24 protein-coding genes are annotated in these 22,884 nt (G+C 65.8%); 10 read left to right on the top strand and 14 right to left on the bottom strand.

The genetic code is table 11. The annotated features are described in order from the left end of the window. Position 1: 1 nt before the first annotated feature. The 5 genes from ACSQ25_RS03185 to ACSQ25_RS03165 are packed head-to-tail and all read right to left on the bottom strand — an operon-like array spanning position 2 to position 3,759. Positions 2-253, bottom strand: a complete 252-nt coding sequence (locus ACSQ25_RS03185; protein WP_436104268.1) for a PP0621 family protein — start codon at positions 251-253, stop codon at positions 2-4. Further along, the gene (locus ACSQ25_RS03180; protein WP_436104267.1) at positions 250-1,053 is read right to left on the bottom strand and encodes a cytochrome C assembly family protein; all 804 of its coding nucleotides are present in this window, start codon (positions 1,051-1,053) and stop codon (positions 250-252) included. Before ACSQ25_RS03180 ends, ACSQ25_RS03185 begins: the two co-directional genes overlap by 4 nt. A gap of 49 nt (positions 1,054-1,102) precedes the next feature. After that, on the bottom strand, positions 1,103-1,927 hold the full coding sequence (locus ACSQ25_RS03175) for an ABC transporter ATP-binding protein (RefSeq protein WP_436104266.1): 825 nt from the start codon (positions 1,925-1,927) through the stop codon (positions 1,103-1,105). Position 1,928: 1 nt separating this feature from the next. Then, positions 1,929-2,777 (bottom strand): ABC transporter permease, encoded by an 849-nt coding sequence (locus ACSQ25_RS03170; protein ID WP_436104265.1) that lies wholly within the window; start codon positions 2,775-2,777, stop codon positions 1,929-1,931. 10 nt (positions 2,778-2,787) lie between these two features. Then, positions 2,788-3,759 (bottom strand): ABC transporter substrate-binding protein, encoded by a 972-nt coding sequence (locus tag ACSQ25_RS03165; protein WP_436104264.1) that lies wholly within the window; start codon positions 3,757-3,759, stop codon positions 2,788-2,790. 264 nt (positions 3,760-4,023) lie between these two features. On the opposite strand from ACSQ25_RS03165, the gene ffh reads away from it, so the two are divergent. Both ffh and ACSQ25_RS03155 read left to right on the top strand, forming a co-directional pair. Beyond that, positions 4,024-5,391, top strand: coding sequence for a signal recognition particle protein (gene ffh / locus ACSQ25_RS03160; RefSeq protein WP_436104263.1), 1,368 nt, complete (start codon positions 4,024-4,026; stop codon positions 5,389-5,391). 232 nt (positions 5,392-5,623) lie between these two features. After that, positions 5,624-6,004 carry an SWIB/MDM2 domain-containing protein gene (locus tag ACSQ25_RS03155; RefSeq protein WP_436104262.1) on the top strand — a complete coding sequence of 127 codons (381 nt, stop codon included), beginning with the start codon at positions 5,624-5,626 and terminating at the stop codon, positions 6,002-6,004. Positions 6,005-6,265: 261 nt separating this feature from the next. Here the strand turns inward: ACSQ25_RS03155 and ACSQ25_RS03150 are convergent, their stop codons facing one another. The 4 genes from ACSQ25_RS03150 to ACSQ25_RS03135 all read right to left on the bottom strand — a co-directional run bounded on the left by ACSQ25_RS03150 (position 6,266) and on the right by ACSQ25_RS03135 (position 11,529). Continuing rightward, the gene (locus ACSQ25_RS03150) at positions 6,266-7,636 is read right to left on the bottom strand and encodes an alkaline phosphatase (RefSeq protein ID WP_436104261.1); all 1,371 of its coding nucleotides are present in this window, start codon (positions 7,634-7,636) and stop codon (positions 6,266-6,268) included. 10 nt (positions 7,637-7,646) lie between these two features. Continuing rightward, positions 7,647-9,107 carry an alkaline phosphatase gene (locus tag ACSQ25_RS03145; RefSeq protein WP_436104260.1) on the bottom strand — a complete coding sequence of 487 codons (1,461 nt, stop codon included), beginning with the start codon at positions 9,105-9,107 and terminating at the stop codon, positions 7,647-7,649. Between the two features lie 83 nt (positions 9,108-9,190). Next, positions 9,191-9,814 carry a lytic transglycosylase domain-containing protein gene (locus tag ACSQ25_RS03140; protein WP_436104259.1) on the bottom strand — a complete coding sequence of 208 codons (624 nt, stop codon included), beginning with the start codon at positions 9,812-9,814 and terminating at the stop codon, positions 9,191-9,193. Next, entirely contained in the window at positions 9,811-11,529 is a 1,719-nt protein-coding gene (locus ACSQ25_RS03135) for a proline--tRNA ligase (protein WP_436104258.1), read from the bottom strand. The genes ACSQ25_RS03140 and ACSQ25_RS03135 overlap by 4 nt, the downstream gene beginning before the upstream one ends. 204 nt (positions 11,530-11,733) lie before the next feature. Between ACSQ25_RS03135 and ACSQ25_RS03130 the strand changes: the two genes are divergently transcribed. The 3 genes from ACSQ25_RS03130 (at position 11,734) to ACSQ25_RS03120 (ending at position 14,639) form a co-directional block, all read left to right on the top strand. After that, positions 11,734-12,372, top strand: coding sequence for an RNA pyrophosphohydrolase (locus ACSQ25_RS03130; RefSeq protein WP_436104257.1), 639 nt, complete (start codon positions 11,734-11,736; stop codon positions 12,370-12,372). Between the two features lie 199 nt (positions 12,373-12,571). Next, positions 12,572-13,000 carry a DUF1841 family protein gene (locus ACSQ25_RS03125; protein WP_436104256.1) on the top strand — a complete coding sequence of 143 codons (429 nt, stop codon included), beginning with the start codon at positions 12,572-12,574 and terminating at the stop codon, positions 12,998-13,000. Positions 13,001-13,106: 106 nt separating this feature from the next. Beyond that, positions 13,107-14,639 carry an aspartyl protease family protein gene (locus tag ACSQ25_RS03120; RefSeq protein WP_436104255.1) on the top strand — a complete coding sequence of 511 codons (1,533 nt, stop codon included), beginning with the start codon at positions 13,107-13,109 and terminating at the stop codon, positions 14,637-14,639. Here the strand turns inward: ACSQ25_RS03120 and ACSQ25_RS03115 are convergent, their stop codons facing one another. The 3 genes from ACSQ25_RS03115 to ACSQ25_RS03105 all read right to left on the bottom strand — a co-directional run bounded on the left by ACSQ25_RS03115 (position 14,640) and on the right by ACSQ25_RS03105 (position 16,955). Next, positions 14,640-16,160 (bottom strand): SulP family inorganic anion transporter, encoded by a 1,521-nt coding sequence (locus ACSQ25_RS03115; protein ID WP_436104254.1) that lies wholly within the window; start codon positions 16,158-16,160, stop codon positions 14,640-14,642. Positions 16,161-16,258: 98 nt separating this feature from the next. Continuing rightward, positions 16,259-16,597, bottom strand: coding sequence for a c-type cytochrome (locus tag ACSQ25_RS03110; protein WP_436104253.1), 339 nt, complete (start codon positions 16,595-16,597; stop codon positions 16,259-16,261). A 10-nt stretch (positions 16,598-16,607) separates the two neighbouring features. After that, positions 16,608-16,955 (bottom strand): c-type cytochrome, encoded by a 348-nt coding sequence (locus ACSQ25_RS03105; RefSeq protein ID WP_436104252.1) that lies wholly within the window; start codon positions 16,953-16,955, stop codon positions 16,608-16,610. A 177-nt stretch (positions 16,956-17,132) separates the two neighbouring features. Here ACSQ25_RS03105 and ACSQ25_RS03100 point away from each other — a divergent pair, with 177 nt between their 5' ends. From ACSQ25_RS03100 to ACSQ25_RS03080, 5 genes are all read left to right on the top strand, one after another. Then, complete coding sequence (locus tag ACSQ25_RS03100) at positions 17,133-17,987, top strand: AAA family ATPase (RefSeq protein WP_436104251.1); 855 nt, start codon at positions 17,133-17,135, stop codon at positions 17,985-17,987. Then, positions 17,984-18,574: a GNAT family N-acetyltransferase gene (locus ACSQ25_RS03095; RefSeq protein ID WP_436104250.1), complete on the top strand. Its 591-nt coding sequence runs from the start codon at positions 17,984-17,986 to the stop codon at positions 18,572-18,574. The genes ACSQ25_RS03100 and ACSQ25_RS03095 overlap by 4 nt, the downstream gene beginning before the upstream one ends. 4 nt (positions 18,575-18,578) lie before the next feature. Continuing rightward, entirely contained in the window at positions 18,579-19,748 is a 1,170-nt protein-coding gene (locus ACSQ25_RS03090; RefSeq protein ID WP_436104249.1) for a vWA domain-containing protein, read from the top strand. Between the two features lie 79 nt (positions 19,749-19,827). Then, positions 19,828-21,030 (top strand): cation:proton antiporter, encoded by a 1,203-nt coding sequence (locus tag ACSQ25_RS03085; protein WP_436104248.1) that lies wholly within the window; start codon positions 19,828-19,830, stop codon positions 21,028-21,030. Next, positions 21,020-22,156 (top strand): YbdK family carboxylate-amine ligase, encoded by a 1,137-nt coding sequence (locus ACSQ25_RS03080; RefSeq protein ID WP_436104247.1) that lies wholly within the window; start codon positions 21,020-21,022, stop codon positions 22,154-22,156. Before ACSQ25_RS03085 ends, ACSQ25_RS03080 begins: the two co-directional genes overlap by 11 nt. Positions 22,157-22,165: 9 nt before the next feature. Here ACSQ25_RS03080 and ACSQ25_RS03075 read toward each other — a convergent pair whose 3' ends face one another. Together ACSQ25_RS03075 and ACSQ25_RS03070 are read right to left on the bottom strand one after the other, a co-directional pair. Then, positions 22,166-22,510 (bottom strand): antibiotic biosynthesis monooxygenase family protein, encoded by a 345-nt coding sequence (locus tag ACSQ25_RS03075; protein ID WP_436104246.1) that lies wholly within the window; start codon positions 22,508-22,510, stop codon positions 22,166-22,168. Continuing rightward, positions 22,507-22,839 carry an NIPSNAP family protein gene (locus ACSQ25_RS03070; protein WP_436104245.1) on the bottom strand — a complete coding sequence of 111 codons (333 nt, stop codon included), beginning with the start codon at positions 22,837-22,839 and terminating at the stop codon, positions 22,507-22,509. Before ACSQ25_RS03070 ends, ACSQ25_RS03075 begins: the two co-directional genes overlap by 4 nt. Positions 22,840-22,884 lie beyond the last annotated feature (45 nt).

The following is a 22,884-nucleotide window of genomic DNA, read 5'->3' as shown; positions in this document are numbered from 1 at the left end:
CTTACTGCGGCGGCAGGCGCACGTGGCCCGGCGAGCAGTAGTCGTGACCGTCGGCGTGGACCGCTTCGGAGGCCGGGAAGTGGATGCCGCAGTGCGCGCACTGGGTCATGGTTTCGATCTCGGCCACCGGCTGCCGGCGCGGCGGCTCGTGCTGCGGGGGCGGCTGCTGGCGCGCGGACAGGGCCTTGAGTTTGGCGCGGATGGCGAAGCCGACCAGGCCGATCAGCAGGATCCAGAACAGGATGCGGCTCATGCCAGCCCCCGGTGCAGGACGACTTCGAGCACGAAGCGGCTGCCGACATAGGCCAGCGCCAGCGTGGCGAAGCCGGCCAGCGTGAAGCGCAGTGCGGTCTTGCCGCGCCAGCCCTGCCAGCGGCGGCCCGCCAGCAGCGCCGCGAACAGCAGCCAGGACAGCAGCGCGAACACGCTCTTGTGGTCGAGGCGCAGGGCGCTGCCGAACAGCTGTTCGGAGAACACGACGCCGGACAGCACGGTGAGGCTGAGCAGGATGAAGCCGATCCAGATCACGCGGAACAGCAGCTTTTCCATGGTCAGCAGGGCCGGCAGCTGGTCCAGCGCGCTGCCGAGCCAGCCGCCGCCGGCCGTGCGCGTGTGCAGCCGCGCTTCCTGCAGGGCCATCAGCACCGCGTGGAAGGCGGCGATGGTGAGCGTGCTGTAGGCCAGCACCGCGACCGCGACGTGCCAGCCGAAGGCGGGCGACTGGCCCTGCAGTTCGAGCAGGCTGCCGGGGAAGACCAGCGGCAGCAGGCTTGCTACGCAGGCGAAGGGCATCACCAGGCGGCGCATGCCGTCGAGGGCGAAATTGCGGTTTTCCAGCCAGTAGGCGGCCACCGAGACCCACAGCGCGCTCGACAGCATGATGGCGAAGCCGACCCGCAGGCGGCCGGGTTCGGCCACGTCGAGCCCGAGCGCGGCGCCATGCACCGCCCAGGCCAGGGCGGTGACGCCTGAAATGACGGCGCCCCGGCGCGACGGCAGCAGGGCGCACACCGCGTACAGCAGGGCCGCGGCGAGGAAGAGGGAGTTCTGCATACTAAGAGTCTACACCATCGGGAAATGCTGGGGCAGGCCCTCCTCTGCCCTAGTCCACCGCCGCCAGCCGCAACTCGTCCGTATGATGCCTCCGCTGCTCCTCCATCACCAGCACGCCCAGCTCCCGCTTGAGCGCATTGAACTCCGGCGCGGCCGGGTCGCGCATACGCGGGATGTCCACCAGCAGGTCGCGCTTGACCGTGCCCGGCCGGTAGGTCATCACGACGATGCGGTCCGCCAGGTAGACCGCCTCCTCGATGCTGTGGGTGACGAACAGGATGGTCTTCTTCAGCTCGGACCAGATACGCAGCAGCTCGTCCTGCAGGTTGCGCCGGGTGAGCGCATCCAGGGCGCCGAAGGGCTCGTCCATCAGCATGATCGGCGAATCCAGCGCCAGCACGCGCGCGATCGCCACCCGCTGGCGCATGCCGCCCGACAGGTCCTTGGGAAAGCGCTGGCGGAAGTCGCCCAGCGACAGCATGAACAGCAGCTCGCCCACCCGGCTGCGGATCGCGCTCTTGCTCATGCCCTTGAGGTGCAGGCCGAAGGCGATGTTGTCCTCGACCGTCATCCAGGGGAACAAGGCATATTCCTGGAATACCATGCCGCGGTCCGGACCCGGCGCCGCCACCTGCCTGCCTTCGACCGTCACGGTCCCGCTGCTGGGCAGCGAAAAGCCCGCCACGGCATTCAGCAACGTGGACTTGCCGCAGCCGGAGGGCCCGAGCAGGCAGGTGAACTGGCCGTGCGGGATCTCCAGGTGAATGTCCTGCAGCGCGGTGACGGTCCTGCCGCCGGTTTCGAAGAGCTTGTTCACGCCATCGATGCGGATATGCGGCTCCAGCGCCAGTTGCGCTGCCTGCGGTGCATTCATGTCAGTGCTCCAGGCCGCGGTGCCAGCGCAGCAAGTAGTTGTTGAGACGGTTCATGGCGATGTCGATCGCCAGGCCGAGCATGCCGATGCTGATCATCCCGGCGATGATCTTGTCGGACCAGAAGTACTCGCGCGCTTCCAGGATGCGGAAGCCCAGCCCGTTGTTCACGGCGATCATCTCGGACACGATCACCACGATGAAGGCGGTGCCGATCCCGATCCGCACGCCCGACAGGATGTAGGGCACGGAAGCCGGCAGGATCACGCGCAGGAACAGGGTAAGGCCGCCGGCGCCCAGGTTGCGCGCCGCGCGCAGGTAGATGCCGTCCACGTGGCGCACCCCGGCGATGGTGTTCATCAAGACCGGGAAGAAGGCGCCGAGCGCGATCAGGAACACGGCCGGCGGGTTGCCGAGCCCGAACCACAGGATGGCCAGCGGGATGTAGGCGATCGGCGGGATCGGCCGCAGGATCTGTACCAGCGGGTTCATCCAGGCATACACGATGCGGCTCGCCCCCATCGCCAGCCCGAGCGGCAAGGCCAGCCCGGCGCCGATGGCGAAACCCACCACCACCCGGACCATGCTGGTGTAGATGTCCACCGGCAGCTCGCCGGACAGCGCCCAGGACCACCAGCCGCCCTCGGTGTACGCCTCGAAGGGCACCAGCGGCAGCAGGTAGGCCACCCACTTGCGCCCGACGTCGAGCGGCGCCGGCAGCACCTGCGGGTTGACCCAGCCGTTCATTGCGACCCACTGCCACAGCAGGATCGCCGCCACCGGCACCACCGCGCCGATCGCGATCTCGCGCCAGCGTTCGCGCGACTGCCTGCGCCTGTTCTGCGTGCTCATGTCCGCGCCCTCACTTCACGTCCAGGCTTTTCTTGGCCGCCGCCAGCAGGTCGGTACGCACCCAGTCCCTGGCCAGCGGCGGCCTGCTCATGCGCCCTACCCCGGTCTTCACCATGATGTCGGTGGTGAGCTGGATGTGCTCGGGCGTGATGTCGTAGGAATACGGCGAATTGCGGATCGCATCGTGGAAATCGTCGGCCGTGATCTGGTTCTTGAAAATCACCTCGCGCACGTATTTCTCGGCCACCGCCGGCTGCTCGATGAAGGTCCTGGTGGCCTCGACGAAGCAGCGCATGAACTTCTCGGCCACCGGACGGCGCTCGCGGTAGAACTTCTCGGTCATGACCAGGGTGCGCACCGGCTCGCCGATCGGCGTGTCGTAGGGCTTCATGACCTCAAGGCCGAAGCCTTTGTTGATGGCCTGGGAGGACTGCGGCTCGGACTGCATCATGGCGTCGATCTGCTTGCCGAGCAGGGCCTGGTTCAAGTCGGCGTAGGCCAGGTACACCAGCTGCACGTCCTTGCCGGGCTTGGGGTCGCCCTTGAGACCGTGCTTGGCCAGCTGCGCCATCAGCAGCACTTCCTGGATCGCACCGCGGGTCACGCCGACCCGCTTGCCCTTGAGCTGGGCGACCTTGCGGATCCCGAGTTCGGGGCGTGCCACCAGCCGCGCCCCGCCCTTGGCGAAACCGGCCACCACGACGATCGGCGCACCGCCGGCGCGGCCCGAAATCGCCGCTTCCGAGGCGGTGGCACCGACGTCCAGTTCGCCGGCGATGATCGCCTGCATCACGTCCAGTCCCTTCGGGAAGACCTTTTCCTCGACCCGGATGCCGCAGCCCGATGCGATCTCCTTGATATACGACACCGCGCCGAAGTGCGCGAACTTGAGGTTGCCGAGCCGGACCACCTCCTGGGCCCCGGCGCCGCCTGCTGCCAGCAGGGCGGCGGCTGCGAGAATGCTGCTGATTAACTTGGTCATGCCTGTTCTCCCTTATGCAATACACATGGTGTCACCAGCGCTCCGCGCGGCCGCAAGCTGCGCGAAGCAGAAGATGATGCTGAGGGGAAATGGCCTATAGGTACGTGAGGTGTGTCAAAAACGGCAAGCTTTCCATATGATCGAACGCATCACACTTGATGAAAAACTGCGCTATATCACTGTCGCGATCGAACTCGGCGGCCTGTGCAAGGTAAAATGGCGGTTTGTCGAATCCGACGTGCCGTCATATATATCAGGTAGAACATGCTAGATAATCTTACCCAACGCCTGGCCAAGGTCGTCAAGACGATGCGTGGCGAGGCGCGCCTCACCGAGGCGAACACCGCCGAGATGCTGCGCGAAGTGCGCATGGCCCTGCTCGAGGCCGACGTGGCGCTGCCGGCGGTGCGCGAGTTCATCGCCAAAGTGAAGGAAAAAGCACTGGGCGAAGAAGTCATCGGCTCGCTCAGCCCGGGCCAGGCCCTGGTCGGCGTGGTGCAGCGCGAGCTGGCCGCCCTGATGGGCGCCGACCTCGGCCCCGAAGCCACCCAGCTGTCCTTCGCCCAGCAGCCGCCGGCGATCATCCTGATGGCAGGCCTGCAAGGTGTGGGTAAAACCACCACGGTCGGCAAGCTCGCCAAGTACCTCAAGGAACAGAAGAAAAAGAAGGTCCTGACCGTCTCGGCCGACGTCTACCGCCCTGCCGCGATCGCGCAGCTGGAGTCGGTGACCAGGCAGGTCGGCGCCGATTTCTTCCCGTCCACCGCCAGCGACAAGCCGGTCGACATCGCGCGCAACGCGCTCGATTGGGCCAAGAAGCACTACCACGACGTCCTGATCATCGACACCGCCGGCCGCCTCGGCATCGACGAAGCGATGATGCAGGAGATCGCCGCGGTGCACGCCGCCGTGAATCCGGTCGAGACCCTGTTCGTGGTCGACGCCATGCTGGGCCAGGATGCGATCAATACCGCCAAGGCCTTCAACGACGCCCTGCCCCTGACCGGCGTGGTGCTGACCAAGCTCGATGGCGATTCGCGCGGCGGTGCGGCCCTGTCGGTGCGCCACGTGACCGGCAAGCCGATCAAGTTCGCCGGCGTGTCCGAGAAGCTGGACGGCCTGGAAGCCTTCGATCCGAGCCGGATGGCCAACCGCGTGCTGGGCATGGGCGACATCCTGGCGCTGGTGGAAGAAGCGCGCAAGGGCGTGGATGCCGAAGCGGCGACCGAACTGGCGAACAAGATCAAGAGCGGCGGCAAGTTCGACATGAACGACTTCAAGGCCCAGCTCACCCAGATGAAGAAGATGGGCGGCATGTCCGGCCTCCTGGATAAACTGCCGGCCCAGTTCCAGCAGGCAGCAAGCGGCGCCAACATGGACCAGGCCGAGAAGCAGGTGCGCCGCATGGTCGGCATCATCGACTCGATGACCCCGCTCGAACGCGCCAAGCCGGACCTGATCAAGGCCAACCGCAAGCGCCGCATCGCGGCCGGTGCCGGCGTGCAGGTGCAGGAAGTGAACCGCATGCTGAACCAGTACGACCAGATGCAGACCATGATGAAGAAGCTGAAAGGCGGCGGCCTGATGAAGATGATGCGCGGGATGAAGGGCATGATGCCCGGCCTGCGCTAAGCGCCAGCCCGCTTCAAGGAAACCGCGCAGGCACGGGCTTTGCGCGGTTTTTTACATTCTGGCGCGCGGTTTTTTCATTTGCGGCGGCCCTAGTGTGCGATAGCTCGCATATTGGGGCTTATAAGAATGAAAAAATTTCGAAAAAGACTTGCATGAACAGTAAAAGGCCACCAATATAAGCCCGTGCGTCAATAACGCAACTTTCCCCGTGATCGTTTTAGGAGGCTCGAAGATGGCAACAGCCAAAAAATCCACCGCAGCGCCGGCCAAGAAAGCAGCTGCCAAGCCAGCCGCAGCGGCCAAGCCTGCAGCAAAAAAAGCAGCAGCTCCAGCAAAAGCAGCAGCGAAGCCGGCAGCCGCACGCAAGCCGAATGCCGCTTTCATGAAAGAGATGACCCCGTCGGGCGAACTGGCAGCAGTGGTCGGCAACAAGCCGCTGCCACGCACCGAAGTCACCAAGAAGGTCTGGGACTACATCAAGGCCCAGAACCTGCAAGACGCAGCGAATCGCCGCATGATCAACGCCGACGACAAGCTGAAAGCTGTCTTTGGCGGCAAGGCACAGGTCTCGATGTTCGAAATGACCAAGCTCATTTCGGACCACCTGAAGTAAGCACTGGCCGGCTGTCCAGTAGCCTTGAAAATGAAAAGCCCCGGGTGACCGGGGCTTTTTTGTTTTTGGGATGCTTCGCGTCCCGCGGCGCTCGTTTTCCCCTTACCTTTTGAGTCGTCATCCCGGCGCAGGCCGGGATCCAATTTCTCCGCCGAAGTCGCGCTATCGACTATTCAGCAAACTTGGGTCCCGGCCTTCGCCGGGACGACGTTGGTAAAGGAGAGGGCTATGGAGACGTCGCGGCTTCGATCACGAATCTGATCACAAGCCCGCCGCCGCCTTCATCAGGTGGAACACCCGCGTATTCTCCATCGTCCCCTTGAACGGCGCCGATCCCGCCCCGGTGGCATACAGCTTCACGTCCCCGCCGCCGTGCGACTCGTACAGCGCGCGCACGCCCGCTTCCTGCTGGTACTTGTCGCCCTGCGCGGTGGCGCTGTCGACGTCGGCGCGCACATCCGGGCGCACCTTGCCGTTGCCGAACACGAGGGCGGTGAAGGTCTTGCCGTCGGCATCCTTCTTCGGCTCGCCGGTGGCGTAGTCGTGCACGATGTCCAGCACCTTGCTGCCGCGCTTCGGGTAGCCGTTCAGGACCATCGTGTGGTCATGGTCGGCCGTGATCACGATCAGGGTATTCTCCAGGCCCGGATCGAGCTGGCGCATGCGCTCGATCGTGGCCTGGATCGCCTCGTCGAAGGCCACCGTGTCGGCCAGCGCGTTCTTGGCATTGGTGTCGTGCAGCGCATGGTCGATCTTGCCGCCTTCGACCATCAGGAAGAAGCCGTCCGGATCCTTGGACAGCAGCTCGATCGACTTCAGCGCCATATCCGTCAGGGTCGGCTGCTCCGGGCGGCGCGCCAGCGAATAATCCAGGTGGTCGTCCTTGCTGTAGATGCCGACGAACTTGCGGCCCGGACGCGCCGACATCATGTCGGCACGCGTGGCCCCGACGGCATAGCCCTGGGCCGCGAATTCCGCCATCAGGTCGCGTCCGTCGGCGCGGCCCTTCGGATTGCTCGCCTTGTCGAAGGGCGTGAAGTGGTGGCGTCCGCCGCCCATCAGCACGTCGACGCCGTCGCCCAGCGCGCGGTTGTAGCCTTCGCCGCCCGGCACGATCTGGCGCGCGATGGCATAGGCCGCATCGCGGTGGCAGACGTGCGAGAAGGTCGAGGCCGGCGTGGCGTGGGTCAGTTCGGTGGTGGTGACCGCGCCGACAGCCTTGCCGCGCGCCTTGGCCAGCTCCAGGATGGTGGGCACGATCGTGCCGTCGCCCGGCGCGCACTTGTCGATCGTGCGGTTGCCGTTGGCGTCGCGCTCCGGATCGATGGCGCGCGCATCCTTGATCGAAATGCCGTCCTGGTTGATCTTCACGCCGGTCATGTAGGCGCCCATCGAGGGGGCGCTGTCGGTGGTCTGGAAGTCGTTCGAATAGGTCTTGATGCGCGCGGTGCGCTCCAGCTTTTCGAAGTTCAGCAGGCCGTCCTCGCCGTGCCTGAAGATGCGCGCGGCGGTGATCGTGGTCGGGCCCATGCCGTCGCCGAGGAAGAAGATGATGTTCTTGGCCTGCGGCGCTGCCGCCGCGCCGGTGCTGAACATGGCAGCGGCCAGCAGGATCGAAAGTCGTTTGTTCATGGTGCTCTCCTTACAGGCCGGCAGCCGTCTTGATCAGGCTGAAGACGCGGGTGTTATCGATGGTCCCGCGGAACAGCTCCGCACCGGCGCCGGCGGCGCCGAGGTAGACATCGGCCCCGCCGTGGGTTTCGGCTCCCGTGCGCGTGCGCACCACCGCTTCCTGGTGGTAGTCGTCGCGCGTCACGAGCTCGTCGGTCAGCGCCGGCTGGCTCGCGCGCGGGCCGTTGATCCGGTTCTCGCCGGTGCCGAAGCCGATGATGGTGAAGGGACGGCCTTCGCGGTCCAGTTTCGGTGTGCCATCCAGGTTGCGCACCAGGCCCAGCACGCCCGGATTGGTCGGCGTGGTCTTGCCGGTGCGGACCGTGTAGCCGTTCAGGAGCAGGGTGTGGTCATGGTCGGCGGTGGCGACGATGAGCGTGTTCTTGAGGCCCGGATCGAGCGCTTCCATCTTGTCGAGTGCGGCCTGCATGGCGGCGTTGTAGGACACGGTTTCCTGCAAGGCGCGCTTGCCGAGGGTGGCGTGCAGCGCGTGGTCGATCAGGCCGCCCTCCACCACCAGGAAGAAACCCTTGCCCTGGTTGCCCGCATGCGGCGCCAGCAGATCGATGGCCTTGCGCGTCATCTCGGTCAGGCTCGGCTGCTTCGCGCCGTCGCGGGTGGCGTCGTAGTCCATGTGGTTCGGGGCGAACAGGCCGATGGCCGGCTGCCGCGGGTTGACGCCGAGCGCATTCAGGCCCGCCGTATCCGCCACCACGCGGAAGCCCTGCTGTCCCAGCTCGGCCAGCAGGTCGCGGTTGTCGGCGCGCTTGCCGCCGCGGGCGAAGGGGGTGAAGAACTGCGTGCCGCCGCCGAACAGCACGTCCAGGCCGCGCGCCCCGAGCGCGCTGTTGTAGCCGGCGCCGCCCGGCACCAGCATCGCGGCGAGATCGGTCTCGAGCTTGCGGTGGCAGGCGTGGCCATAGCTTGACGCCGGGGTGGCGTCGGTGACGCTGGTGTTGGTGACGACGCCGAGCGCCATGCCGCGGCTGCGCGCCAGTTCCAGCAGCGTCGTGGCCGGCGAGCCGTTCTCGCACTTGCTGACCAGGGCGTTGCCGTTGGCATCCTTGCCCGGTGCGACCGAGCGGGTGCCGAAGGACATCGAGACCACGCCGTTGTTCTGCTTCACGCCGGTCATGTAGGCAGCCATGCCGGCGGCGCTGTCGGTGACCATGGCGTCGTTCGAAAAGGTCTTCACGAAGGCCGATTCGGGCAGGCGGTCGATGGTGAGCTCGCCCTCCTCGCCGGCGTGGAAGATGCGCGCGGCGGTGAGCGTGTTCAGGCCCATGCCGTCGCCGAGGAAGAAGATCACGTTCCTGGCGCGCTGTTCGATCGGTGCCTGCTGCGCCGCGAGCGGCTGGGATGCGGGCGGCACGGCGGCGCAGCCGGCCAGCGCGGCGATCATGGCGGCGCTGGCGAGGGTGGACAATCGCATGGAAACCTCAACGTTACGAAAGCGTGAAGTTTACACCTTGCCAAGTGCATATGGCGGGGGGATTTGTTGCGGGATTGTTGGCGTCAGGCCGACTTGAATTCCCACTTCTTCCACGCCGCCAGCACGGCGTTGGGATATTGCGGCTTGCCGCGGCTGCCGTTGTAGCGGCCCAGGGCCAGATACAGGTTGCCCTTCTCCATGTCGATGTACATGCGCAGGATCGAGCAGCCGTAGCGCAGGTTGGTCTGCATGTTGAACAGCATGCGGCGGTCGCTGTCGCCGATCACCTTGGTCCAGAACGGCATCACCTGCATGTAGCCGCGCGCGCCGGCGATCGAGATCGCGTACTTGCGGTAGGCCGACTCGACCTGGATCAGGCCCAGCACCATGCCCGGATCGAGGCCGGCGCGGGTCGATTCGTACCAGACCGTTTCGAGGAATTCGGTGCGCGAGAGTTGATCGGGAATGCGTTTGGTGAGGCGCTTCGACATCTCGTCGAACCAGGCCTGGTAGCGCGCCCGCGCGGCCGCGTCGCGCAGCACCGGCTTGGGCGGCCGGCTGTCGTGGATGGCGTTGGCCAGCGCCAGCCGCACCGAGTCGGCCAGCGCTTCTTCCTTCTGGTTACCCGCATGCGCCACGCCGCCAAGCAAGAGCCCGGCGGCGAGCAGCGCGGACGCAGCCCAGGGAACCAGGATTACCGGACTCACTTGCCCAGCTTGCCCTTGATGAAGGCGACCATGCCGTCGACCGGCACGCTGGTGGCGGCGTCGTCGCGGCGGCCCTGGTATTCCAGGTTGCCTTCCTTGAGGCCACGCTCGCCGATCACCACGCGGTGCGGCACGCCGATCAGTTCCCAGTCGGCGAACATCGCGCCCGGACGCAGGCCGCGGTCGTCGACGATCACGTCGACGCCGGCCGCCTGGAGGTCGGCATACAGCTTCTCGGTCTGCTCCTTGACCATCTCGCTGCGGTCCAGGCCCATCGGGCACAGCACCAGCTCGAAGGGAGCGATCGAATCCGGCCAGATGATGCCCTTGTCGTCGAAGTTCTGCTCGATGGCCGCGCCCAGGATGCGGGTCACGCCGATGCCGTAGCAGCCCATCTGCAGCGGGGCCGGCTTGCCGGCTTCGTCGAGGAAGGTCGCGTCCATCGCTTGCGAGTAGGCGGTACCGAGCTGGAACACGTGGCCCACTTCGATGCCGCGCTCGATCGCCAGCACGCCCTTGCCGTCCGGCGAAGCGTCGCCTTCGACCACGTTGCGCAGGTCGGCCACGAGCGGCTCGGCGCAATCGCGGCCCCAGTTGGCGCCCGTGTAGTGGTAATCGAGCTCGTTCGCGCCACAGACGAAGTCGGCCATGTTGGCGACGCTGCGGTCGGCCACCACGGTAACCGGCAGTTTGGTGCCAATCGGGCCGAGGTAGCCCGGCACGGTGCCGTAGACTTCCTGGATCTCGGCTTCGGTCGAGAAGCGGAACTCCTTCAGGCCCGGCACCTTGTTCACCTTGATCTCATTGAGTTCATGGTCGGCGCGCAGCAGCAGCAGGAAGTAGCTCTTCTTGCCTTCGTTCTCGACGGTCAGGGCGATGCTCTTGACGTGGTTCTGCAGCGGAATGTTCAGCAGTTCGGCCACGGCTTCGCACTTGGTCTTGCCAGGCGTGGAGGTCTTGGTCAGCTGCTGGGTGGCCGCGCCGCGCTCGCCAGTGGCCAGCGCTTCGGCGGCTTCGATGTTGGCCGCGTAATCGGAGGTCGGGCAGTACACCAGCGCGTCTTCGCCGGTGCTGGCGATGACGTGGAATTCATGCGAGCCGGTGCCGCCGATGGCGCCGTTGTCGGCCGCCACCGCGCGGAACTTCAGGCCAAAGCGGGTGAAGATCTTGGTATACGCGTCGAACATGGTCGCGTAGGACTTCTGCATGCCCTCGACGTCGCGGTCGAAGGAGTAGGCATCCTTCATCGTGAACTCGCGGCCGCGCATCAGGCCGAAGCGCGGACGGCGCTCGTCGCGGAACTTGGTCTGGATGTGATAGAAGTTGATCGGCAGCTGGCGGTAGGACTTCAGCTCGCTGCGCACGACGTCGGTCACGACTTCTTCCGACGTTGGCTGAATGGCAAATTCGCGGCCATGGCGGTCCTTGACCCGCATGAGCTCGGGACCCATCTTGTCCCAGCGGCCCGTCTCCTGCCACAGTTCGGCCGGCTGCACGAGCGGCATCAGCAGTTCGATCGCGCCTGCCTTGTTCATTTCTTCGCGGATGATGTTTTCCACCTTGCGGATGATCCGCAGGCCGGTCGGCATGTAGGTGTAGATGCCCGAACCGAGGCGCTTGATCATCCCGGCGCGCATCATCAGTTGGTGGCTGACGATTTCCGCGTCGGAAGGCGCTTCTTTAAGAGTTGAAATAAAAAATCGTGAGGCGCGCATATCCGTGAATTCTTTTTAAAAAGAGAGAGTTATAATCGACCTAATTTTAAAGGATTAGCTGGCTGATGCGTCCAATCTTTCTACAAATGGGTCCGGAACAAGCATCATCCGCTTCGTCGGCAACCAGCCGGCGCGGTGGGCAAGGCACTTTGTGGGTAAAAATATAAGGATCGTACGGCCGGCAGAAAGTTTCGAGGTGCACTTATGCTCGATCGTGAAGGGTTCCGCCCCAACGTCGGCATCATCCTGCTGAACGCCAATAACGAGGTGTGGTGGGGCAAGCGGGTGCGCGAGCACTCATGGCAGTTTCCGCAAGGGGGTATCAAATACGGCGAGACGCCGGAGCAGGCGATGTACCGCGAGCTCGAGGAAGAAATCGGCCTGCGCCAGGAGCATGTCAAGATCGTGGGCCGTACCCGCGATTGGCTGCGCTATGAAGTGCCTGATCACTTCATCAAGCGCGAGATCCGCGGCCACTACCGTGGCCAGAAGCAGATCTGGTTCCTGTTGCGCATGATGGCGCGCGATAACGACGTCAACCTGCGCCTGACCGACCATCCCGAGTTCGATGCCTGGCGCTGGCACGACTACTGGGTGCCGCTGGACGTGGTCATCGAGTTCAAGCGCGATGTCTACCAGCGCGCCTTGCAGGAACTGTCGCGCTTCCTCACCTGGCCGGCCAAGGGCCCGAACGGCGAGCGCCGCCACAGCGCACGCTACCTGCGCCAGCCGCACGGCCGTGCCCAGGGCGCCGGCAAGGCGAGCGTGCCGCAGCCGGTACTGACGGCCGCGGCCGCCAAGCCGGCGACGCCGGACTCGCTGGTGCTGGTGCCGGACGAGTAAGTCGCAAAATCGCCACGCCGTTTATTCGCGGCGCAATAAAATCGCGGGGTGAAGCGGGGAATCCTGCTTCATCCCCCGCCGATTGCCTGTTTCCTGGCGGAAGTCTGGCGGCGACCGCCCAGGCCCTGAGGGGAGGCCAGCAAGCGGGACGGCATCGCGCTACAATGCCGCCTCTGCCCTTTTACCTCCCCCTCCCGCCATGTTTACTCCGTCCTCGCACGACGTGCGCCGCTTTTTCTGTGAGGCCCTGCGCAAGCAGCGCAAGGGCGAGATCCTGACCCCGATGGATGCCATCGCGGCCGACTGGATCGTCCAGCATCCCGAATACCATGCCGAGCTCGAGGACGTGGAAGCGGCGATCGCGCGCGATTACTCGGTCGAGGGCGGCAAGCCCAATCCTTTCCTGCACCTGTCGATGCACCTGTCGATCGCCGAGCAGGTGTCGATCGACCAGCCGCGCGGCATCAAGGCCGCCCACGATGCCCTGGTGGCGAAGCGCGGCGAGCACGACGCCCACCACGAGATCATGGAATGCCTGGGCGAGATGATCTGGGCCTCGCAGCGCAACGGCGTGCCGCCGGATACCGAGGCCTATATCGTCTGCGTGCGCCAGCGCGCCAGCCGCTGACAGTGGGCTGAAGAAGCGGTTCAACAATGCGGCAGATGCCGCATTTTTTGTATGTATTTATGCACGGGGAATTGCACTAAAACAAATTCTCCTTTTAGATGCATAGATGAACCCGACCCTCTCCCGCCCCCTCCTGCGCCTGGCCCTGGGCGCCGCCTGCATTCTCGCGCCCCTCGCCCACGCCGAGCCCGCCAAGTGCACCTACACACCGATCGGCAAGCTGCCGCTGCGGTATAGCGGCCCGGAGCTGGCGATCACGACCGAGGGCACGATCAACGGCAAGCCGGCCGAGCTGCTGGTCGACACCGGCGCTTACGCGACCACGCTGACGCGTACCGGCACCGAGCGGCGCGGCATCCGGCTGTATGCCACCGGCAGGCATGCCAGCGGCTTCGGCGGCACCTCCCCGATCTATGCCTCGATCGTCAACGAATTCATCGTCGGCCCGGTGCGCGCGGGCCGCAGCAACATGCCGGTGGTGGGCAGCTTCGGCGACACGCCCTCTTACGACGGGATCCTGGGCGCGCCCTTCCTGTTCCAGACCGACGTGGAAATCTCGCTGGCGACCAAGCAGCTGACCTTCTTCGTGCCCGAGAAATGCGGCAGCACCTGGCTCGGCTATTGGGGCCAGGACGTGCAGGAGATCCCGCTGCGCCGCCATGACCAGGACCACATGAATCCCAAGTTCTTTGTACGCGTCAACGGCAAGGAACTGGAGGCGATGATCGATACCGGGGCCTCGATCAGCGTGATCACCGCCGATGCGGCCAGGCGCGCCGGTATTTCGCTCGACGGCCCGAACGCCAGGCGCAACGGCGAGATCGCCGGCGTCGGCAACTATACGGCCTCGCTCTGGCAGGTCACGACCCAGTTCCAGATCGGCGAAGAAACCGTCAAGAACGCCGAAATGGGAGTGGAAAACTCCGGCCTGAACATGGCCGACGTGATCCTGGGCGCCGACTTCCTGCGCGCCCACCGCGTGCTGTTCGCCCTGAGCCAGAACAAACTGTACTTCTCGTATGTCGGCGGCGAACCCTTCGGCCAGCGCCGCAAGCTCGAGCCCTGGATGGTGGCCGAGGCGGAGGGCGGCAACGCCGATGCCCAGTTCGCGCTGGCCAGCATCTACCGCAGCGGCGAGCTGGTCGCGCAGGACAAGGAAACCTCGGCCGCATGGCTGGACAAGGCCGCCAGGGGCGGCAGTCCGTACGCCAAGCTGTACTCAGGACGGGTCCTGCTCATCAACCGCGACTATGCCGGCGCCGCAAGCCGCCTGAGCAGCGCACTCGAGAGGCTGCCGGCCGAACGCCGGGGCGCCCTCTGGCTCTACCTCGCCCGCGTGCGCGCCGGCCAGCCCGAGCTGGCGAAGTCGGAGCTGGCGGCCATCTTTGCGCGCACCGAGCGCGACGAATGGCCGAAGCCGATCGGCGAGTTCTATCTCGGCACGCTCTCCGCCGAGAAACTGCTGGCGGAGGCGGGAGACAGCCGCAGCAAGGGCAAGCAGCGCCGCTGCCAGGCGCTGGCGGCGATGGGCGACTGGTACCGGGCCCATGCCCAGCCGGAGGGGGTGAACGCCATCGAGGCCCAGATCAAGGACAGCTGCGACACGCCCGAACTGCGCTATACCAAACTGGGCGACTGATCAGCCCAGCTTATCGTCGGCGACGTGGTAGCGCGGGTCTTCCGGCAAGTTCACTTCGATCATGTCCTTGGCCTTCTCCAGCAACTCGCGGCAGTCCGGGCTCAGGTGGCGCAGGTGCAGGCGCTTGCCCAGCGCGCGGTAGCGCTCGGCCAGCGCGTCGATCGCCTGGATCGCCGAGTGGTCGGCCACACGCGCGCGGCGGAATTCGATGACCACGTCCTGCGGGTCGTCCTTGGGCGTGAACAGGGCCTGGAAGCCGGTCACCGAGGCGAAGAATAGCGTGCCGTCCAACTCGTAGACCTTGCACCCGTGGGCGTCGGTGCCGGTGGCGACGCGGATCTGCTTCGCATGCTGCCAGGCGAACACCAGCGCCGACACGACCACCCCGAGCAGCACCGCCACCGCCAGGTCGAAAGCCAGGGTGGTGCCGGCCACCAGCACGATCACCAGCGCATCCGCGCGCGGCACCTTGCCGAACAGGCGGAAAGTGCCCCACTCGAAAGTCTTCTCGCAGACCACGAACATCACGCCGATCAGGGCCGCCAGCGGGATCTGCTCGATCCACTGCGAGCCGACCAGGATAAAGGACAGCAGGAACAGGGAGGCCACGATGCCCGACAGGCGCCCGGTACCGCCGCTGTTCACGTTGATCATGCTCTGGCCGATCAGGGCGCAGCCGCCCATGCCGCCGAACAAACCGGTGACGACGTTGGACGCGCCCAGCGCCAGGCATTCGCGGTTCGGCTGGCCACGGGTGTCAGTGATCTCGTCGATCAGGGTCAGGGTCAGGAGCGATTCGATCAGGCCGACGCCGGCCAGCACCAGCGCATACGGGAAGACGATGCGCAGGGTCTCCAGGTTCCAGGGCAAGTCCGGCAGCGCGAAGCTGGGCAGGCCGCCGGCGATCGAGCCGAGGTCGCCCACGGTCTTGGTGTCGATGCCCAGCAGCGCGCAGCCGGCGGTGGCGGCCAGGATGCCGACCAGGGTGGCCGGCACGGCTTTCGTGAAGCGCGGCGTCAGGTAGATGACCGCCATGGTGGCGGCGACGACGGCCAGCATCGTGGCCAGTTCCGCGCCGCCCATCCATTGCATCGTGCCGTCCGGCCCCGGCATCTTGAAGTGGCCGAACTGGGCCACGAAGATCACCAGCGCCAGGCCGTTGACGAAGCCGAGCATGACCGGGTGCGGCACCATGCGGATGAACTTGCCCAGGCGCGCGGCCGCGAACAGCAGCTGCAGCACGCCCATCAGCACGACGGCGGCAAACAGATACTGGGCGCCGTGCTGCGCCACCAGCGCCACCATCACCACCGCCAGCGAGCCGGCGGCGGCCGAGATCATGCCGGGACGGCCGCCGAAGCTCGATGTGATGAAGGACACCAGCACCGCCGCGTACAGGCCGGTAAGCGGCGAGACCTGGGCGACCAGGGCGAAGGCGATCGCCTCGGGGACGAGGGCAAGGGCGACGGTCAGGCCGCTGAGCAGGTTGGATTTGATGTGGAAGGGGGACAGGGAGGACATGGGCTCGGTCTATACAAAAACAAAATCCCCCCGCCGGTTGCCCGGTTCGGGGGGATCGGCAGTTTACCAGCTGAAGGCCGGTAAAGCTGCGTGAAGGCTTATTTGCTGACGACGAAATTCGACGGCAGGCTGGCCAGGTAGGCGCCGATGTCCGCCATGTCCTGGTTCGACAGCGGCTGCACCTGGCCCGCCATGATCGGGTTGGTGCGGCCGTTGGTGCTGGCGCCGCGCTTGTAGGCGCGCAGCGCGTGGGCCAGGTAGTCGGCGTGCTGGCCGGCCAGCTTCGGATAGCTCGGGTCGATCGGCTTGTTGAAGTCGGCGCCGTGGCAGGATGCGCAGTTGTACTTCTTGGCCAGGGCCTCGCCTTTCGAGACGTCGGCGGCCGAAGCATTCAGGCAGAAAGCGCCGGCAACCAGCGTATAGATCAGTTTTTTCATCGGCTGGTCCTCAGCGTTTGGCGGTGGCGGGAGTCTGCTGCGAATAATAGGCGGCGACGTCGGCGATGTCCTGGTCGCTCAGCGACGCGGCGATGCCCATCATCGACGGGTTCTTGCGCTCGCCCTTGCGATAGGCCTTGAGTGCGCCTTCGATGTACTTGGCCGACTGGCCGCCGATCATGGGAACGCGGTAGACCTCGGGGAAGCCCGACTTGTAGCCCGGGATGCCGTGGCAGCCGATGCACATTTCGATCTTGGCCGGTGCTGCTTTCGGATTGCCGACAACTTCCGCCGCGGCGGCCGGGGTGGCACTGGCGGCAAACGCTGCCAATACCAGTAGTGCTAAAGATGTTTTCATGGGTGTGGCTCGTTAGTTGTAATTCGAATACCGCAAACGCACAAAAAGTTAGCAAATGGACTACCAACCTGTCGATTCTATCTGAAGAGTTGTCCCCAGTCTACAAACGCACGCCACCTGTCCGGCCTGCGGTTCTGGAATATACTCCCCTTCATTTCACTCGAATCCAGAACGCCCATGCACGCTTCCCAACGCTTCGAAGGCAGCGACAACTACGTCGCCACCGCCGACCTGAAACTGGCCGTCAACGCCGCCCTGACCCTGGGCCGCCCGCTGCTGATCAAGGGCGAGCCGGGCACCGGCAAGACCATGCTGGCCGAGGAAGTCGCCGCCGCGCTCGACATGCCGCTGCTGCAGTGGCACGTGAAGTCGACCACCAAGGCCCAGCAGGGCCTGTACGAGTACGACGCGGTGTCGCGCCTGCGCGACTCGCAGCTGGGCGACGAACGGGTGCGCGACATCCATAACTACATCGTCAAGGGCGTGCTGTGGCAGGCGTTTACCGCACCGGAACCGGTCGTGCTGCTGATCGACGAGATCGACAAGGCCGACATCGAGTTCCCGAACGACCTGCTGCGCGAACTGGACCGCATGGAGTTCTACGTCTACGAGACCCGCGAGATGGTCGTGGCCAGGCATCGCCCCCTGGTGATCATCACCTCGAACAACGAGAAGGAACTGCCGGACGCCTTCCTGCGCCGCTGCTTCTTCCATTACATCAAATTCCCGGACCGCGAGACGATGACCGACATCGTCAAGGTCCACTTCCCGACCCTCAAGCAGGACCTCTTGGCCGCCGCGCTGCAGAGCTTCTACGAGCTGCGTGAGGTCGCCGGCATCAAGAAGAAGCCTTCGACCTCGGAATTCCTCGACTGGCTCAAGCTGCTGCTGGCCGAGGACATCCCGGCCGAGGCCCTGCGCAGCCAGGATAGCAAGGCGATCGTGCCGCCGCTGCACGGCGCCCTGCTGAAGAACGAACAGGACGTGCACCTGTTCGAGCGCCTGATCGCCATGTCGAGGGCCAACCGATGATCGCGGTAGCGCCGGTGACGCTCGAGTTCAACGGCCTGCGCCTGGAACCGCTCGCGTCCCACCATGAGGACGGCCTGCGCGCCGCGGCCAGCGACGGCGAGTTGTGGAAGCTGCGCGTGACCAGCGTGCCGGAGCCGCACGACGTCGCCCGCTACATCGGCACCGCACTCGATACCCGCGACCGGATGGCCTTCGCCGTGATCGACGCCTATACCGACACGCTGCTCGGCACGACCAGCTACCATGACATCGTGCCGGCGGCAGACCGCGTGGAGATCGGCTACACCTGGTATGCGAAACGCGTCCAGCGCAGCCATGTCAACACCAGCTGCAAGCTGCTCCTGCTGTCGCACGCCTTCGACACCCTGGGGGCCGGCGTGGTCGGCCTGCGCACCGACTGCGAGAACTTCGCCTCGCAGGCCGCGATCGAACGCCTGGGTGCGAAGAAGGATGGGGTGATCCGCCACCACGTTCTGCGCCGCGACGGCACGGTGCGCGACACCGTCATGTACAGCATCCTGCGGTCCGAGTGGCCCGCCATCAAGAGCGCCCTGCACCAGAGGCTGGAGCGGCACGCGCGCGGGTGAACCTATGCTGATCGATTTCTTCTACACGCTGCGCGATGCGAAAGTCCCGGTCACGATCAAGGAATTCCTGACCCTGCTGGAAGCCCTGCAGCGCGGCATCACCGCGCCCTCGCTCGACGAGTTCTATTACCTGGCGCGCCTGACCCTGGTGAAGGACGAAGCCCATTTCGACAAGTTCGACCGCGCCTTCGGCGCCTTTTTCCATGGCGTGAATGCGGTGTTCGACGAGAAGGCCGACATCCCGCTCGACTGGCTGCTCAAGCGCTTCGAGCGCGAGCTCACGCCGGAACAGCGGGCGGCGCTGGAAAAGCTCGGCTACGACAAGCTGCAGCAGCGCCTGGAAGAACTGCTGAAGGAGCAGAAGGGCCGCCACGAAGGCGGCAACAAGTGGATCGGCACCGGCGGCAGCTCGCCCTTCGGGAACGGCGGCACCAATCCGGAAGGCATCCGCATCGGCGGCCAGAGCCGCAACCGCACGGCGGTCAAGGTGTGGGAGCAGCGCAGCTACCGCGACTACGACGACGAGCGTGAACTGGGCACCCGCAACATCAAGGTGGCGCTGCGCCGCCTGCGCCGCTTCGCACGCCAGGGCGCGGCCGAAGAGCTGGCGCTGGACGACACCATCCGCGCCACCGCCAGCAATGCCGGCTTCCTCGACATCCGCATGCAGCCCGAGCGCAAGAACCGCATCAAGGTGGTGATGCTGCTCGACGTCGGCGGTTCGATGGACGACCACATCGAGCGGGTCGAGGAACTGTTCTCGGCGGCCAAGAGCGAGTTCAAGAACATGGAGTTCTATTACTTCCACAACTGCGTCTACGACTACCTGTGGAAGAATAACCGGCGCCGCCACAGCGAGCGCTTCCCGACCTGGGACGTGCTGCGCACCTACCCGGCCGACACCCGGGTGCTGTTCGTGGGCGACGCCACCATGAGCCCCTACGAGGTGCTGGCGCCGGGCGGCTCGGTCGAGTACAACAACGAGGAAGCCGGCGCGGCCTGGCTGGCGCGCTTCACCAATGCCTTCCCCAAGTTCGCCTGGCTCAATCCGGAGCCGGAACACCTGTGGCAGTACCGGCAGTCGATCGCGGTGATCAAGCAGATCATGAACGACCGGATGTTCCCGATCACGCTGGAAGGACTGGAGCGGGCGATGCGCCTCCTCAGCAAGTAGGACGCTTCGCACATCAATCGTGCGCATCGACCCCTCTTGTAGAATTGGCAAAAATACCACATGCCGATGAGGGGAAACGATGCCCGACCTGCTGCCCACCCTGACCAGCCTCGCATGGCCGATCGCGCTCGCGATCGCCTGGCTGGCCGGTGAATTCGGGCAGCGCTGGACCGGCTTGCCACGCATCAGCTTCTATGGCCTGGCCGGCTTCGCGCTGGGCAGCTCGCAGATCGGCGTGCTGCCGCCGCCCGACGCCGGCCCGGTGGCGCTGCTGGCCGACATCGCCTTCGGCCTGATCCTGTTCGAGCTGGGCTACCGCATCAACCTGCGCTGGCTGCGCCACAATCCCTGGATCGGCGCGGCCGGGCTGGCGGAAAGCCTGCTCACCTTCGTGCTGGTCTACCTGGTCGCGATCGCCTTCGGCAGCTCGCAGCTGATCGCGCTGATGATGGCCGCGCTGTCGATGGGCACCTCGCCCGCCACCATCGTGCGCGTCATCAACGAGCAGCGCAGCTCGGGCCAGGTCACCGAACGCGTGCTGCACCTGACGGCGCAGAACTGCGTGCTCGCGGTGTTCGCCTTCAATGCCATCATCGGCTTCTGGATCTTCCGCACCTTCGACGCGGTGGGCGAAGCCCTGTGGCAGAGCCTCGTGATGCTGGCCGGCTCGGCACTGGTCGGCGCGGTATTCGGCGTCGTGGTCCCGGCCCTGCTGCGCGCCATCCACAACCCGCGCCAGGATGCCACCGTCGCCTTCGCGCTCGCCATCGTGCTGCTGGTGGCGGTGTGCGACGCCGGCACGCTCTCGCCCTACATCGCCACCCTGGCCTTCGGCCTGACGGCGCGCCACCGCCGCCTCGCCTTCAGCCAGGCGCAGCGCAACTTCGGGGCGCTGGGCGAAGTGCTGACCGTGCTGCTGTTCATCTATGCCGCCTCGACGCTCGACTGGCGCCAGATCGCCGCCGGCAGCGCGCTGGCGGTCAGCGTGGTGCTGGTGCGCCAGCTGGCCAAGACCGCCGGCGTGACCGCCTTCGCCCACCTGTCCGGGGTCTCGTGGCGCAAGGGCGCGCTCACCGGGCTAGGACTGGCGCCGCTGTCCGTGTTCGTGATCCTGCTGATCGAACATGCACGCCAGGTGGGCGTGCACGTGGTCGAGGAACTGCGCGCGATGGCGGCCGTGACCATGCTGCTGGAAGTGTTCGGTCCCGTCATCATCCAGCGCGCGCTGGTGTGGGCGCGCGAATCCTCCCCCGACCTGCCGGAGCCGACCCATGCCGCTTGAAGCCTTCACCGCCTCGCGGCCGCTCACCTTCGGAGTCGAGCTGGAACTGCAGCTGGTCAGCCTGTCGGACTTCGACCTGACCGCCGCCGCCCCCGACCTGCTGCACCTGTTGAAGCGCAAGCCCTTCCCCGGCAACGTGACGCCCGAGATCACCGAGAGCATGATCGAGATTAACTCGAGCGTGCACACGTCCCACGGCCCCCTGCTGGCCCAGCTGCGCGAGATCCGCGACACCCTGGTGGCGGCCGGCGACCTGCTCAACGTCGGCATCGCCGGCGGCGGCACCCATCCCTTCCAGCACTGGTCGGAACAGAAGATCTCGAGCAAGCCGCGCTACGAATACCTGTCGCAGCTGTACGGCTACCTGGCCAAGCAGTTCACGGTGTTCGGGCAGCACGTGCACATCGGTTGCGCCAACGGCGACGACGCGCTCTACCTGCTGCATGCGCTGAACCGCTACCTGCCGCACTTCATCGCGCTGTCGGCCTCCTCGCCCTTCGTGCAGGGCCACGACAGCGGCTTCGATTCGGCGCGCCTGAATTCCGTGTTCGCCTTTCCGATGAGCGGGCGCGCACCTTTTGTCCATACCTGGCAGGAGTTCACCGAGGTCTACTTCGCCAAGATGGAGCGCACCAACATCATCAAGAGCATGAAGGACTTCTACTGGGACCTGCGGCCCAAGCCGGAATTCGGCACCATCGAACTGCGGGTCTGCGACACGCCGCTGACGGTCGAGCGCGCGGCGGCGATTGCCGGCTACCTGCAGGCCCTGTGCCGCTACCTGCTCACGCGTCCGGAAGAAGCGCCCGCCGAGGACGACTACCTGGTCTACAACTACAACCGCTTCCAGGCCTGCCGCTTCGGCCTGGACGGCGCGATCACGCATCCCAAGACCTACGAATCGATCCCGCTGCGCGACGACATCCTGGCGACGCTGGAGAAAATGATGCCGCATGCCGAGGCGCTGGGCAGCGTCGACGCGCTGCAGCACCTGGCCGAGGCGTCGCGCGAAGGCAGCGACGCCAGCCGGCTGCGGCGCGTGTTCGAGCGCGAGGGCAGCGTCGAGGGCATGGTGAATGCCGCCATCCAGCACTTCCGCGGCGACCGCCGCATGCGTGATCGCTAGCCCTGCCCTTCAGCCATGCGCAAGGCGCGAGTCCGGCGGCGCCCCGTCGCGCGCATGCAGGCCGTAGTCGCGCACGACCTCGGCCACCCGCAGGCGATAATCGCTGAACACCCCCGCGCGGCCCTGCGCCTGCGCGGCCCGGTGCGCTTCCAGGCCGCGCCAGTGCGCCACCGCCACTTCGTCACGCCAGAACGACAGGGACAGGATGCGGCCGGGCCGCGCCAGCGATTCGAAACGCTCGATCGAAACGAAGCCGTCGATGCTCTCCAGTTGCGCGCGCAGGCCGGCCGCGATGTCGAGATAGGCCTGGCGCTGCCCCGGCGCCGGCTCCACCTCGAAGATCACGGCGATCATGCCTGCGCCTCACGCCCCAGCGTCCCCTCGACGACCTCGGTGAAGCTGCGCCATTCGCGCAGGATGAAGCGCTGTTCCTGCGCCAGCGCGAAGTTGGCGCGGGCTTCCGGGTCGGTCTTCAAACGGCCGCGGTAGGCCTCGTAGGCGGCCAGGCTGTCGAAGGCGACCAGGCCCCAGGCTTCGTCGTTCGTTCCCTCATGCGGCAGGAAGTAGCCGAGCAGGTGACCGCCGAGGCGGGGAATGATGCGTTCCCAGTTCTCGGCATAGTGGCGGAAGTGCTCGCGCTGGAAGGGGTCGATCCGGTAGCGGATGAAGCAGGTGATGGTCATGTGGCGTCCTCTCGTGGTGAAAGCGGCCATTCTGGCCGTTTGCGC

The organism is Massilia sp. LjRoot122, assembly GCF_964252725.1.
In the GTDB taxonomy this organism is placed as follows: domain Bacteria; phylum Pseudomonadota; class Gammaproteobacteria; order Burkholderiales; family Burkholderiaceae_D; genus Telluria.
Note: the sequence above shows the minus strand (reverse complement) of the source record. Positions and strands in the feature narration are given on the sequence as shown.

Bases quoted from the DNA above. Each gene is read 5' to 3' on its own strand.
- ACSQ25_RS03185 (WP_436104268.1), bottom strand. From the start codon at position 253: ATGAGCCGCATCCTGTTCTGGATCCTGCTGATCGGCCTGGTCGGCTTC.
- ACSQ25_RS03180 (WP_436104267.1), bottom strand. From the start codon at position 1,053: ATGCAGAACTCCCTCTTCCTCGCCGCGGCCCTGCTGTACGCGGTGTGC.
- ACSQ25_RS03175 (WP_436104266.1), bottom strand. From the start codon at position 1,927: ATGAATGCACCGCAGGCAGCGCAACTGGCGCTGGAGCCGCATATCCGC.
- ACSQ25_RS03170 (WP_436104265.1), bottom strand. From the start codon at position 2,777: ATGAGCACGCAGAACAGGCGCAGGCAGTCGCGCGAACGCTGGCGCGAG.
- ACSQ25_RS03165 (WP_436104264.1), bottom strand. From the start codon at position 3,759: ATGACCAAGTTAATCAGCAGCATTCTCGCAGCCGCCGCCCTGCTGGCA.
- ffh (WP_436104263.1), top strand. From the start codon at position 4,024: ATGCTAGATAATCTTACCCAACGCCTGGCCAAGGTCGTCAAGACGATG.
- ACSQ25_RS03155 (WP_436104262.1), top strand. From the start codon at position 5,624: ATGGCAACAGCCAAAAAATCCACCGCAGCGCCGGCCAAGAAAGCAGCT.
- ACSQ25_RS03150 (WP_436104261.1), bottom strand. From the start codon at position 7,636: ATGAACAAACGACTTTCGATCCTGCTGGCCGCTGCCATGTTCAGCACC.
- ACSQ25_RS03145 (WP_436104260.1), bottom strand. From the start codon at position 9,107: ATGCGATTGTCCACCCTCGCCAGCGCCGCCATGATCGCCGCGCTGGCC.
- ACSQ25_RS03135 (WP_436104258.1), bottom strand. From the start codon at position 11,529: ATGCGCGCCTCACGATTTTTTATTTCAACTCTTAAAGAAGCGCCTTCC.
- ACSQ25_RS03130 (WP_436104257.1), top strand. From the start codon at position 11,734: ATGCTCGATCGTGAAGGGTTCCGCCCCAACGTCGGCATCATCCTGCTG.
- ACSQ25_RS03125 (WP_436104256.1), top strand. From the start codon at position 12,572: ATGTTTACTCCGTCCTCGCACGACGTGCGCCGCTTTTTCTGTGAGGCC.
- ACSQ25_RS03120 (WP_436104255.1), top strand. From the start codon at position 13,107: ATGAACCCGACCCTCTCCCGCCCCCTCCTGCGCCTGGCCCTGGGCGCC.
- ACSQ25_RS03115 (WP_436104254.1), bottom strand. From the start codon at position 16,160: ATGTCCTCCCTGTCCCCCTTCCACATCAAATCCAACCTGCTCAGCGGC.
- ACSQ25_RS03110 (WP_436104253.1), bottom strand. From the start codon at position 16,597: ATGAAAAAACTGATCTATACGCTGGTTGCCGGCGCTTTCTGCCTGAAT.
- ACSQ25_RS03105 (WP_436104252.1), bottom strand. From the start codon at position 16,955: ATGAAAACATCTTTAGCACTACTGGTATTGGCAGCGTTTGCCGCCAGT.
- ACSQ25_RS03100 (WP_436104251.1), top strand. From the start codon at position 17,133: ATGCACGCTTCCCAACGCTTCGAAGGCAGCGACAACTACGTCGCCACC.
- ACSQ25_RS03095 (WP_436104250.1), top strand. From the start codon at position 17,984: ATGATCGCGGTAGCGCCGGTGACGCTCGAGTTCAACGGCCTGCGCCTG.
- ACSQ25_RS03090 (WP_436104249.1), top strand. From the start codon at position 18,579: ATGCTGATCGATTTCTTCTACACGCTGCGCGATGCGAAAGTCCCGGTC.
- ACSQ25_RS03085 (WP_436104248.1), top strand. From the start codon at position 19,828: ATGCCCGACCTGCTGCCCACCCTGACCAGCCTCGCATGGCCGATCGCG.
- ACSQ25_RS03080 (WP_436104247.1), top strand. From the start codon at position 21,020: ATGCCGCTTGAAGCCTTCACCGCCTCGCGGCCGCTCACCTTCGGAGTC.
- ACSQ25_RS03075 (WP_436104246.1), bottom strand. From the start codon at position 22,510: ATGATCGCCGTGATCTTCGAGGTGGAGCCGGCGCCGGGGCAGCGCCAG.
- ACSQ25_RS03070 (WP_436104245.1), bottom strand. From the start codon at position 22,839: ATGACCATCACCTGCTTCATCCGCTACCGGATCGACCCCTTCCAGCGC.